Consider the following 11610-nt stretch of genomic DNA (forward strand, 5'->3'; position numbering starts at 1 on the left):
TATTAGTTTAAATTAAAACTAAAGGTCTTAGTTTTGGAGAATTCATTTTCGTAAACCAGTTTGGGGAAGAGGGAATTAATAATGAGAATCCGCAAGTATGGAAAGTTAACGCAACTGTCGTTTCTTCCACGGCTTTTTCCGGTAAATTGCTATTTGGTCGAGGAGGAGGATGGCGTTACGCTGATCGACGCCGCTTTGCCCTACAGCGCCGCCGGGATTTTGCGGGCGGTGCAATCGACCGGCAAGCCGCTTGCCCGCATCGTCCTGACGCATGTTCACGACGATCATGTGGGGGCGCTGGACGCGCTGAAGGCGATGCACCCGGATGTTCCGGTGCATGTCTCCGCCCGGGACGCCCGGCTGATGAGCGGCGACGTGACGCTCGACGCAGGCGAACCGCAAACGCCGATCCGCGGCGGCGTCCCCAAGCGGCTGAACACGCGCGCCGACGTCCTGTTCACGGACGGAGAGCGCATCGGCTCGCTGCTCGCCGTAGCCTCGCCGGGGCACACGCCGGGCTCGTATTCGCTGCTGGACACGCGCAGCGGCGCGCTGATCGTGGGCGACGCCTTTCAGACGCGCGCCGGCATCGCGGTCAGCGGCACCGTCCGCCCGCTGTTCCCGTTCCCGGCGCTGGCCACCTGGAATAAGCCGGCGGCGCTTAACAGCGCGCGCAAGCTGGCCGCCCTGCAGCCGTCCTTGCTGGCGGCCGGGCACGGCGATGTGCTCGAGCGGCCGGGCGCCGCGCTGGAGCGGGCCATCCGCGCCGCAGAGCGGGCGCTTGCGGGCGGTGCGGATCGCCGGCCGCGGGAGGTGTAGCGGCATGTCGCCAAGAATCGGCCTTGACAGTACCGCCGTTTTGATGGCGGCGGTAGAGGTGGCCAACGCCGAGGGAGCCGCTGCCGTCAGCATCTCATCGGTCGCCCGGAAGCTGGGGATCCGGCCGCCTTCTTTATACAATCACGTCAGCGGGCTGGACGAGATTCGCGCCATGCTGGCCAAATATGCGCTGGAGCGGCTGTACGAACACATCGTGGCCGAGGTTGGCGGCCTGAGCGGCGAACATGCTGTCCGCCGCTTTGCCGACGCCTACCTCGATTTCGCGCACGAGCATCCCGGGCTGTACGAAGCCGTGCAAATGGCCCCGAGCCAGGAGGGACGCGAGCTGCAGGAAGCCTCCGGCCGCATCGTCGCGCTGACGCTGCGTTATCTCGGCGGCTTTCCGCTGACCGAGGAGCAGGCGCTCCACACCGTGCGCGGCCTCCGCAGCCTCATTCACGGCTTCGCTTCGCTAGATCGGCAGGGAAGCTTTGGACTTCCGCTGGAGGTGCGGGACAGCCTGCATTTCAATCTCGATTTGCTGCTTGGGGGGCTGGAGCGTTTGGGGGGCGAAAGAAACTGACGGATGCGGTCATATCGGCCGCCCCTTTAATGATCGGCGGAGTTGGCCGGCCCCTCCCTGACGCCGGCTCCTCCGGCGATCCTCCGACGACGCTTCGGCGATCCTCCGCCTTCCACCGCTCTACCAATGCGCCCTTGCGCCTGCTCCGCCCTCCACCGCTCTTCCACGGTACGTCCTTCCGCCTTTTGCACCCTCCATCGCTTTTCCAATGTTCGCCCTTCCGCCTCCGCCTCTCTACGAACCTCCGCGTCTTTCCGCTGTACTTGCGCTATATTCCGCTATCTTATCACCGTTCTTCCGCCATTCCTTCCATTGACAACCTTCCGGAGGACGGTGATAATTTAGGCATAAACCAGTGGATCGCCCCGGGGATAACGTGCGTTTAAGCTGGAGTTGAAGGGAACCGAACGGTTTATTTTTCAACCCGGCAGAAGAGGGGCGTCGCATTTTAACGGACCACAGCGCCGTTATTTCGGCGGGATCGGAATGTCATGCCGCTGGCGATGCATTAACTTTTGCTCAAGCTTTCCCGTAAAAGCTATCCGAAATCATCTAACGGTTGCAGCAGCGGCTATTTGCCGAAAAAAGACCTTTTCTAAATTTTAACGGTTGCCAGCGCCGTTATTTGCCTGATCCAAGCAAAAATTACCGGTTTTCAGCGAAATAAGCTCCATGGCAACCGTTACAATTTGAAATCAACGGGCTTGGAACAAATAGCGCTTGTGGCAACCGTTAGAAAATTGGTGTGCTCAGCAAATGTATCTTGCCAGATTTAAATGCACCGCTAGTGATGTCTTGCGATGTAACGGACACAGTTGACCTTGTTTGGCATTTCAGCGCAAGTTTCCAGCCGTTTTCGGGGAAATAAGCGCATCTCGGTCCGTTAGAAAGTGAAACCCGCCTTTTTTGGGGAATAGGAGCATCCATGTCCGTTGCTAGCGAAGTGACGCTAAACCGGATTAACAGCTAACGCTGTTTTGGAGCTGTCTACCGGCGAGGCTTTAAAGAAAACGAGGTGAAACGTGATGGGAAAGAAAAAAGGACAACGGCCCGCTCAGGCCGCGGCGTCCTCCGCGGATAAACCGGCGACGCTGAAAGACCTGCTGGGCGGGGATACGATCGCCAAGCTGAAAGCCCAGGCTGAAGAGCTGAAGAAAGAAGAGGAAGCGCGCAAGGAGCAGGCCCGCATCCAGGCCGAGGAGGCCCGCCGGGCCGAGCAAAAGCGGCTGGACAACGACTTCGAGCACCTGCTGAACACGAGCGATATGGACTGGCACAAGTTTAAATCCTGACTTTGACAACCGGGTTTGGCCCATGTTACGCTTGATTAGTCCAAAACTTTTGACATTTGGGGGATGCCCTTGAACAATAAAATCAAGCAGTTCCGCAAGCGGCTGGGGTTAACCCAACAGCAGCTGGCCGCCGCCTGCGGCGTCGCCAGGCAGACGATCAACAGCGTGGAAAACGACCGGTACGATCCGACGCTGGAGCTTGCGTTCAAGCTTGCGCAAATTTTACAGACGAAGGTGGATGATTTGTTTATTTATGAGTAAATTCAACAGCGATTACATCATAATGATGGATGACATCGTTCGCGAAGGGGCGCCCATTTTGCGCGTTGTGACCGAGCCGGTCAGCGTTCCTCCCACCGAGGAGGACCGCGAGGAAATGGCGGCGATGCTGCGCTTCCTCAAAAACAGCCAGGATCCCGAGACGGCCAAAAAATACAACCTGCGCGCGGGCGTGGGCCTGTCGGCCAATCAAATCGGTCTGAACAAGCGGATGTTTGCCGCCCTGCTGACCGACGACCAGGGACATCCCCGCGAAATCGCCATGTACAATCCGAAAATCATCAGCCATTCGACCGCGATGATTTATCTGCCGGAAAGCGAAGGCTGCCTGTCGGTGGACCGCCCGGTGCAGGGCTTTGTGCCGCGCTACGAGAAGGTGCAGGTCAAGGCGTACGACGAGCAGGGAAATGAGGTCAAACTGCGGTTCAAAGGCTACGACGCGATCGTGATGCAGCATGAAATCGACCATCTGAACGGCATCATGTTTTACGATCATATCAACAAAGAGCACCCGTTCAAGCTGCCGAGCGGCGTGCAGATCTCCAGCTTATACTAAAGGAATCGAGAACGGAGGAGTTCATTTGTCAACAAAATCAATTGCCGCCATGATCGACCACACCCTGCTGAAGGCGGAAGCGGGACAAGCGGCCATTCTCAAACTGGCCGAGGAGGCGAAGCAATACGGATTCGCTTCGGTTTGCGTCAATCCGGTATGGGTGGAAACGGCCGCGGAGGCGCTACAAGGCTCGCCGGTAAAGGTATGCACGGTCATCGGCTTTCCGCTCGGCGCGTCGGCGCCTGAAGTTAAGGCGTTCGAAGCGGCCCATGCGATCCGGCAGGGGGCCGGCGAGGTCGATATGGTCATCAATATCGGCGCTTTAAAAGACGGGAACGACGAGCTGGTCGCCCGCGATATCGCCGGCGTCGTGGAGGCCGCGAAAGGCAAGGCGCTGGTGAAAGTCATTATCGAAACGTGCCTGCTGACGGATGAGGAAATCGTGCGCGCCTGCCGGCTTTCCGTTTCGGCCGGGGCCGACTTCGTCAAGACGTCCACCGGATTTTCGACGGGCGGAGCCACGGTGGAGGCGGTGGCGCTCATGCGCCAAACGGTCGGACCGGACGTGGGCGTGAAAGCTTCCGGCGGCGTCCGCACGCTGGCTGACGCGGAGGCGATGATTCGGGCCGGTGCCACGCGCCTCGGAACGAGCGCGGGCGTGGCGATCGCCCAGGGTCAAAGCGGCGCAAGCGACTATTAAGCATGCAGCTGTCCATAGGCGCCAGCGGCGATTAAGCCGGGCTGCCCGGCGGCGAAAGCGCGCGGGACAAACCCGCGTATCCCGAATAAAACATATCATGGAAAACAGGGTGCCATTCCAAAGCGAACGCGGGAATCGGCACCCTTTTTTGCGCCGGGGTCAGGAAATTTTTAACTTTGCCCTCCAAGGTTAAACTTTTTTGCGGCGGCATCCGTTACAGGAACAGAAGGTCGCCCGCGCGGAGCGATCCAACCTAGCTCTGGCAGAAAGAGGAAGCTTATGATTCAGATTGATCATTTATCCAAAAAATATATGCGAGGCGGCTGGGCGCTTGACGACGTCACGCTGACGCTGCAGGAAGGCATGGTCGGCCTGCTCGGGCCGAACGGAGCCGGGAAATCGTCGCTGCTGCGGATATTGGCCGCGCTGACGGCCCCCACTTCCGGCGGAGCGGCCTTGTTTGGCGTTCCGCTGACCCGGGCGGAGGAGATTCGCCGCATGATCGGATATTTGCCGCAGCAGTTTCAGGCTTATCCCGGGCTGACCGGGGCGGAATTTCTCGATTTTGCCGGAGTCATGAAAGGGATCAAGGACAAAAAACGGAGGAAGGCGGAAATCGCTGCTTTGCTGGAACAGGTGAACCTGCAGAATCAAGCCGGAAAAAGAGTGCGGACCTACTCCGGCGGCATGAGGCGCCGCCTCGGCATCGCCCAGGCGCTGCTCGGTTCGCCGCGGGTGCTGATCGCCGACGAACCGACGGCCGGGCTCGACCCGGAAGAGCGCGTCCGCTTCCGCAATCTGCTGGCCCGGTTCAGCGTCGGAAGGATCGTGCTGCTGTCGACCCACATCGTCGCCGACATTGAAAGCAACTGCCGGCAAATCGCCGTCCTGAACAAAGGCCGGGTGCGCTTGTCCGGCGAGCTCGACGACCTGCAGGAGCGCGGGCGCGGCAAAGTATGGGAGGCACGCTTGTCCGAACGGGACTTCGCCCGGCTTGATCCGCTGTCCGTCGTTTGGGCCCGGCCGGCGGCGGACGGGCTGCGGTGCCGCATCGTCGGCGAGGCGCCTCCGGCTGCCGATGACGTAACGCCGGTTCAGCCGACGCTGGAAGACGGTTATTTGGCGCTGCTAAGGACGGGTCTCCCGGAAGGAGCGGCGGGACGATGAGCAGATGGCGGCGATTGTTGATGTTTGAACTGCGAATGATTTTTCGCAATCCGTGGTTTTTGGCCATGCCGGCGCTGTTCGTTTTGCTGCTGGTCTGGTTCGTCGGGCGGGTCGCGGTGCGGGAGGCTGATTTTTACCAGGAAGCCTATACGTATATGGCGCTTTTTCACACGATGACGTTAGGCCTCGTCATGCTGCTCGGCGTGCTCACGGTCCGCCGGGATATCCGGCGCCCTTCCTATGAATGGAGTGCGGCATTGCCGGTGCCGTATGCGGCCAAAATTTCCGCGAAGTATGCCGCCGGCTTGCTCTATTTTTCGCTATTTACTTTACTGGCTGGGGCGGTTTACGCCTGGGCGTCCGCGCAAGTCGGCGCTGCTTCCGGGGTGACGCTGGAATTTACGGGCTATTTCGCCGCCAGCTACGAAGTGTCTTATATCGTCACACTGGCGCTGGCGATGCTGCTGGCGATTTGCATTCCGAATCGGGCCTGTTACCTGATTGCGTTTTGCGCCTGGATGTTCGGCACCTTTTTTATGGATATATTCCTGCTGGACCGGAATCACTGGTACGTGCTGCGCGCCTTTCATCTCAGTCAATTGGCGATGAACGGCGATTTGGGAATCGATACATGGGGCATGCGTTTGATCGCCGATGAGCAGGCCGCCTCCCGCCGCTTTGTGCTGGCTTTCGCGCTGCTGCTGTTAACGTCCGGAACGGTGATCCTCGACCGGCTGCGGCCGGCGGGGCGCCGGGCGTATTCCTGGATTGCGGCCGGTGTTGCGCTGCTGCTGGCGGCGGGCGCGTTCATTCCCTACGGATCGATCTGGCGGGAACGGTATGCCGAGTACGAGGCGAAGCAGCTCGACCCGAGCATCCCCACGGTTAACGAATTTCTGATCGCCCAAGCTTCCTCCGCTTCCCGGAGCGCCGGGTTTTTTGCAATTACCGGTTATGACATTGACCTAAAAAGAACTCCGGACGACCGTCTTCATTTCAATGTCCGGCTGCAAATCCCCGCGAAACGGCTGCATGGAAGCCCGGAGCTAACCTTTACCTTAAACCGGACTTTCCGCGTTGAGGACGTCCGGGTGGCCGGGGCTGCCGCAGCGTTTGTGCAGCAAGGGGAGCGGTTGACCGTTAAGCCTGCGGAACCCGCAACCGGGGAACTTCTTCGAGTGGAGATGAAATACAGCGGGGCGGTGATGGACTATATGCCCCGGAATCAGGCCCAGGAAGCTTACAACGCTTTTGTCCGGGGAAAAAACGTTGATTTGCCGTGGTACATGGCCTGGTATCCGCTGCCCGGCGACCGTCCGGTGTACCTGAAGAAGGGCGAGGCATCTACGCTGCGGCTGGCGGAAGAATTCAGGCTGATGAAAGAATCCGGGGAACACGGATTTTCGCCGATTCATGTCCGCCTGAACGTTTCCGGTTTTGAAACTCCGCTGTTTTCCAACCTGACGGAATCCGTGCGCCGCCGGGACGGGCAAACGTTTGAAAGCGACGTTTTGACCGGCGTTCGCCTAGTCGGCGGAGAATTTGTCGAGCTGGAGCATCCCGGGCTGCCGGTGCGGCTGGTCACGACTCCTTATGCCGTTCGCAGAGTGGAGAAGATGTTCGCAGAGTGTAACGAGATGTACCGATATTTTACTTCCTGGCTCCCCGATTTTCGGTCCAAGCTGGAACAAGTATTGGTGCTGCCCATGTACATTCCCAATAACCTTACGAACTTGGAAGAACGGACCCTGCTGATGAACTGGTTGAGCAGGGACCGGGAAGAAGATTCCGGAACGGATGCCGAAACTTTGATGTATCGGATGCTCCTGGGAACGGATGACGGCAAATTCGAAATTACGGATTCGTACACGGATGTGCGTCCGCAGATTCGCGCCTTGATATGGTATGTGTATTGCCGTGAACAGACGGATTATACGGAAGAGGATATGGAGAAAGGACCCCAGAGCAAAATCCTGTCCGATCTTTTTCAGAATAACGTGGGACTGCGGATGGTACGGGAGGTGGAAACCGCCCTGGATGAAGACAAATCCAAACAGGTCAAGGAAATGCTGAACTATTTCTACAGCCGGGGGTTGGAAATCCCGGACACGCAATTCAACGCGGACAAGGGCAGTATTACTTATAGGGAATGGCTGCGGGAATGGAAGAAGGCGATGCGGATGAAGGGGGAGGGATGACATGATTTCGGACCAGCTGCTGGTAGAGCGGATGGCGGCGGGGGACCGGGAAGCGTTCGAGCTGTTGGTCACGAGGTACCACGGACCGCTGCTCAGTTACGTAACCAACCGGCTCAAGGACCGAAGCAAGGCGGAGGACATCGTCCAGGAGACCTTTATCCGGCTGATCCGCCACCTGAAAAGGCACGGCGGGATGGAACATCTCCGCCCCTGGCTGTATACGGTGGCGCTGAATTTGTGCCGGGATTACTGGCGGAGCGCCTCCTACCGTTCAGAGCATGGCGGTGCGGACGAACTGCCGGACGATGTGGACCCTTCGCCGCAGGCGGAGGAATTGATCGAACGGCAAGAGACGGCGCAGCAGCTTGCCGAATCTTTGGCCCTGCTGCCGCAGGTGCAGCAGGAGGTTGTGCGCATGCGCTTTTTCCACGAACTGAAGCTGCAAGAAATTGCCGAAATGCTGGAAATGCCGCTGAGTTCGGTGAAATCGAACCTTTACAGCGCATTGCGGAAGCTGAAACGCGCACTATGCGGGCCAAAGGGCGCTTCCTCCGCCGGGTCCGGCGAGCGAATGGATACATTTACGGAAAGCGAGGTGCCGATTCATGGAACACTCCATTGATAAAGAACTGAAACGCTTGGAGCAGGAGCTGCGCGAACCGCTGCGGCAGGCTATGCAGAATGCTCCGGCACCGTCGGAAACGGCGGCGCTGATCGCGGCCCTGCAGCCGGAATTTGCCGAGCTTCAGGCGCAAAACGCCGCAAAAACGCTCGACTTCAACCCGCACGTCGAAGCGCCTTCGCTGCGCAGATTGCTGCTTAGCCAATTCCGTCTCAACCGCAAAGCGCTCGTTTTGGCCGGCGCGGCCGTATTTTTGATGCTGATTTTGCTGGTTGATCCAAACCGCCCGTTCTCCAATTATTTACTGGGCGATCGTATGCCAAGTTTATTCCCGATGATTACGCCCTTGATGCTAATCGCTTCTATGCTGTACAGCTACCGCTCCTGGGACCCGGGCATGCGTGCGGTCGAGAGCATTACGCCTTATCCTCCCGCTCTAGTCGTCTACAGCCGGATGCTTATGGTGATCGCTCTTGTGATCGGCTGGGCGCTGATCAGTTCCGTCGTTGTGGGCATTCGCGTGGAGGCGGCGGGCGAGGCAGGGATGCCCTTTGTGCCGTTTTTGCTGCAATGGCTGGGCATTTCGCTGCTGACCGGCGGGACAGCGATGTACGCATTGTTCCGTTACGGCATGAAACTGGCGCTGTTTTTCGCTTTTGCGGTTTACGTGCTTTGGTTTATGCTGGAAATCCAGGCCCAGGCGGGAGGATGGGCCGCCGGTACGCGGACGGCGCTCGACGCGCTGCTGCTGCTCATCGGGGCGCTGCTGCTGTTCCGCTCGTATTACCGCAGCCGAAGTCTGAAAATAGGTGGAGTGAGGACGGAGAATACGCATGATTACCGTTGAAAATATCGATGAGCCGTTGGACGGCTTCTCCCTGCATATCGATGCCTTGCGGCTGTATCCGGGCCTAACGCTGCTGGTCGGCGCCAACGGGGCGGGCAAAACGACGCTGCTTGAGCTGCTGGCGACCGTCAGGATGCCGCGCAGGGGGAGGATCCTGTACTGGCAGCGCTCCGTGCTTGACGATTTGCCGCTGGTGCGCAGTCAAATCGGTTATGTACCCGCGGAAATCGAATTGTACGAAGAAATGACGCCGTACAAGCTGCTGGCTTATTTGTCCGAACTTAAGGGCTTAACCGGCCCGGATCGGGCGAAGGAACTGCTGGGCGATTTTAATCTGGAATTCTGCCGGAACACCAAGATCAAACGGTTGTCGCTCGGTGTTCAGCGGCGGATTGCCCTTGCCCAATCCCTCTTGGGGGCCCCGAATTTCCTGTTTCTTGATGAGCCGTTAAACGCGATGGATTCCGCGGAGCGCAAGCTGGCGATCAACTATTTGAACCGGTACGCCGAAGGGCGGACCGTCATTGCGGCGGTGCATGAGATGAACGAATGGGCGGCCATGGCCGATTACGTGCTTTGGCTCGATCGGGGGGAAGTTCATTTTTACGACAGGAAATCGCTATGGACGGAAGACTTGCCTTGCCCGATTTGGGAAGGAGTCATTCCCCGTGAACGGTTAGGCGAGCTGCCGCCCGAGCGCCTGATCGAGATTCGGGAGGTCCGGGAGGGGGTATACGTTAAAATGGCGGCGAAATCTCCCCCGTTTCCCGGGCTCGCCGAAGGGGAACCGCTGCTGGAAGATGCCTATTTCGTACGGAAATTCAAGGGGAAGTAAATAAAATATATAATTCACATAAAAATTATCGGACTTCCTATTTTCAAACGGCTTGAGATGTGAGAGAATATGAAAAAACATCGTCATCCCATCACTTTCGAGCGATTTGAAGGAGGAATTATCCATGTCTGAAGAGCGTCAATACGCCCCCGAAACCCTGGCGATCCATGCCGGGCAGGAAATCGATCCGACTACGTATTCCCGGGCGGTCCCGTTGTACCAAACGACTTCCTACGGCTTCCGCGACACCGAGCACGCCGCCAATTTGTTCGGCCTGAAGGAATTCGGCAACATCTACACCCGCATTATGAACCCGACGACCGATGTGTTCGAGAAACGGCTGGCGGCGCTCGAGGGAGGCGTCGGCGCACTGGCAACGGCATCCGGCCAGGCGGCGATCACGTTCTCCATTTTGAATATCGCCGGGGCCGGGGATGAGATCGTGTCATCGTCCACGCTGTACGGCGGCACCTACAATTTGTTTTCAACGACGCTGCCGAAGCTTGGCATCAAGGTCAAATTCGTCGATTCCGCAAATCCCGACAACTTCCGCGCGGCCATCACGGACAAGACGAAAGCGCTTTATGCCGAAACGCTCGGCAACCCGAAGGGCGACGTGCTCGATATCGAGGCGGTGGCCGCGATCGCCCATGAGCACGGAATTCCGCTGATCGTCGACAATACGTTCCCGAGCCCGTACCTGCTGCGCCCGATCGATTTCGGCGCGGACATCGTCGTGCATTCGGCCACGAAGTTCATCGGCGGGCACGGCACGTCCATCGGCGGGATCATCGTCGACAGCGGCAAATTCGACTGGTCGGCGAGCGGGAAGTTCCCCGGCCTGACGGAGCCGGATCCGAGCTACCATGGCGTTGTCTATACGGACGCCGTCGGACCGCTGGCGTACATCATCAAGGCGCGCGTCCAATTGCAGCGCGACCTCGGCGCTCCGCTGTCGCCGTTTAACGCCTGGCTGCTGCTGCAGGGGCTGGAGACGCTGCATCTGCGCATCGAACGCCACAGCCAAAACGCGCTGAAGGTGGCGCAGTACTTGGAAGCCCACGACAAAGTGGAGTGGGTCAGCTACGCCGGGCTGCCGAGCCACGAATCCTACAAGCTGGCGCAAAAATATTTGCCGAAAGGGCAGGGCGCGATCCTTACCTTCGGCATTAAGGGCGGCGTAGAAGCCGGGCGCAAGCTGATCGAAAACGTGAAGCTGTTCTCGCACCTGGCCAATGTCGGGGATTCGAAGTCGCTCATTATCCATCCGACGAGCACGACGCACCAGCAGCTGACGGAAGAGGAGCAATTGGCGGCCGGCGTCAATCCGGAACTGGTCCGCCTGTCCGTCGGCACCGAGTCGATCGACGACATCCTGTACGACCTGGAGCAGGCGATCGCCGCCAGCCAGGCATAATTCAACGTATTATCATTAAGCGAAAAGCCGCTGTTTCGGTGTCGGGATCACATCATCCGGCCGGACAGCGGTTTTTTGTGATCATAGAAGTGGTGGCTGGGGCCAGCTAAATGGAACGGCCAGGTCAAGATAAAGATAGCGCCTCGCTTCAAAAGCGCCCCCCTGCAAAAGCGTTTCCCTACAAAAGCGTTCCCCTGCAAAATAGCGGCACTTTATGTACTTATTATCCGGAACCTAACATGTTTATCACCATTAGCAGCATTTCATGTACTTATTTTCCTACGAACAGTCCGGA

13 protein-coding genes are annotated in these 11610 nt (G+C 58.4%); 12 read left to right on the top strand and 1 reads right to left on the bottom strand.

The annotated features are described in order from the left end of the window. The first annotated feature begins 81 nt into the window (after positions 1 to 81). Both DYE26_RS28205 and DYE26_RS28210 read left to right on the top strand, forming a co-directional pair. Positions 82 to 819, top strand: a complete 738-nt coding sequence (locus DYE26_RS28205; protein WP_051985250.1) for an MBL fold metallo-hydrolase — start codon at positions 82 to 84, stop codon at positions 817 to 819. A 4-nt stretch (positions 820 to 823) separates the two neighbouring features. Then, positions 824 to 1402 carry a TetR/AcrR family transcriptional regulator gene (locus DYE26_RS28210; protein ID WP_036619682.1) on the top strand — a complete coding sequence of 193 codons (579 nt, stop codon included), beginning with the start codon at positions 824 to 826 and terminating at the stop codon, positions 1400 to 1402. Between the two features lie 26 nt (positions 1403 to 1428). Here DYE26_RS28210 and DYE26_RS33210 read toward each other — a convergent pair whose 3' ends face one another. Next, on the bottom strand, positions 1429 to 1611 hold the full coding sequence (locus DYE26_RS33210) for a hypothetical protein (RefSeq protein WP_127463452.1): 183 nt from the start codon (positions 1609 to 1611) through the stop codon (positions 1429 to 1431). 816 nt (positions 1612 to 2427) lie between these two features. Between DYE26_RS33210 and DYE26_RS28215 the strand changes: the two genes are divergently transcribed. From DYE26_RS28215 to DYE26_RS28265, 10 genes are all read left to right on the top strand, one after another. After that, the gene (locus DYE26_RS28215; RefSeq protein WP_036619683.1) at positions 2428 to 2694 is read left to right on the top strand and encodes a YqkE family protein; all 267 of its coding nucleotides are present in this window, start codon (positions 2428 to 2430) and stop codon (positions 2692 to 2694) included. A 69-nt stretch (positions 2695 to 2763) separates the two neighbouring features. Next, positions 2764 to 2955: a helix-turn-helix transcriptional regulator gene (locus DYE26_RS28220; protein WP_036619684.1), complete on the top strand. Its 192-nt coding sequence runs from the start codon at positions 2764 to 2766 to the stop codon at positions 2953 to 2955. Beyond that, the gene (gene def, locus DYE26_RS28225; RefSeq protein ID WP_036619685.1) at positions 2948 to 3529 is read left to right on the top strand and encodes a peptide deformylase; all 582 of its coding nucleotides are present in this window, start codon (positions 2948 to 2950) and stop codon (positions 3527 to 3529) included. The genes DYE26_RS28220 and def overlap by 8 nt, the downstream gene beginning before the upstream one ends. A gap of 49 nt (positions 3530 to 3578) precedes the next feature. Next, positions 3579 to 4229, top strand: a complete 651-nt coding sequence (gene deoC / locus DYE26_RS28230) for a deoxyribose-phosphate aldolase (protein ID WP_036619686.1) — start codon at positions 3579 to 3581, stop codon at positions 4227 to 4229. Positions 4230 to 4508: 279 nt separating this feature from the next. Continuing rightward, positions 4509 to 5396: an ABC transporter ATP-binding protein gene (locus DYE26_RS28240; RefSeq protein WP_036619688.1), complete on the top strand. Its 888-nt coding sequence runs from the start codon at positions 4509 to 4511 to the stop codon at positions 5394 to 5396. Next, a complete protein-coding gene (locus DYE26_RS28245) occupies positions 5393 to 7594 on the top strand; it encodes an ABC transporter permease/M1 family aminopeptidase (protein ID WP_036619689.1) in 2202 nt (733 codons plus the stop codon). Before DYE26_RS28240 ends, DYE26_RS28245 begins: the two co-directional genes overlap by 4 nt. Before the next feature lies 1 nt (position 7595). Beyond that, a complete protein-coding gene (locus tag DYE26_RS28250; RefSeq protein WP_082207670.1) occupies positions 7596 to 8216 on the top strand; it encodes an RNA polymerase sigma factor in 621 nt (206 codons plus the stop codon). Then, positions 8200 to 9063 carry a membrane protein gene (locus DYE26_RS28255; RefSeq protein ID WP_036619690.1) on the top strand — a complete coding sequence of 288 codons (864 nt, stop codon included), beginning with the start codon at positions 8200 to 8202 and terminating at the stop codon, positions 9061 to 9063. Before DYE26_RS28250 ends, DYE26_RS28255 begins: the two co-directional genes overlap by 17 nt. After that, the gene (locus DYE26_RS28260) at positions 9050 to 9898 is read left to right on the top strand and encodes an ATP-binding cassette domain-containing protein (RefSeq protein WP_036619691.1); all 849 of its coding nucleotides are present in this window, start codon (positions 9050 to 9052) and stop codon (positions 9896 to 9898) included. The genes DYE26_RS28255 and DYE26_RS28260 overlap by 14 nt, the downstream gene beginning before the upstream one ends. Positions 9899 to 10022: 124 nt before the next feature. Continuing rightward, entirely contained in the window at positions 10023 to 11315 is a 1293-nt protein-coding gene (locus DYE26_RS28265) for a homocysteine synthase (RefSeq protein ID WP_036619692.1), read from the top strand. The last annotated feature ends 295 nt before the right edge of the window (positions 11316 to 11610 follow it).

Origin of the sequence: Paenibacillus macerans (genome assembly GCF_900454495.1) — a bacterium.
GTDB lineage: Bacteria > Bacillota > Bacilli > Paenibacillales > Paenibacillaceae > Fontibacillus > Fontibacillus macerans.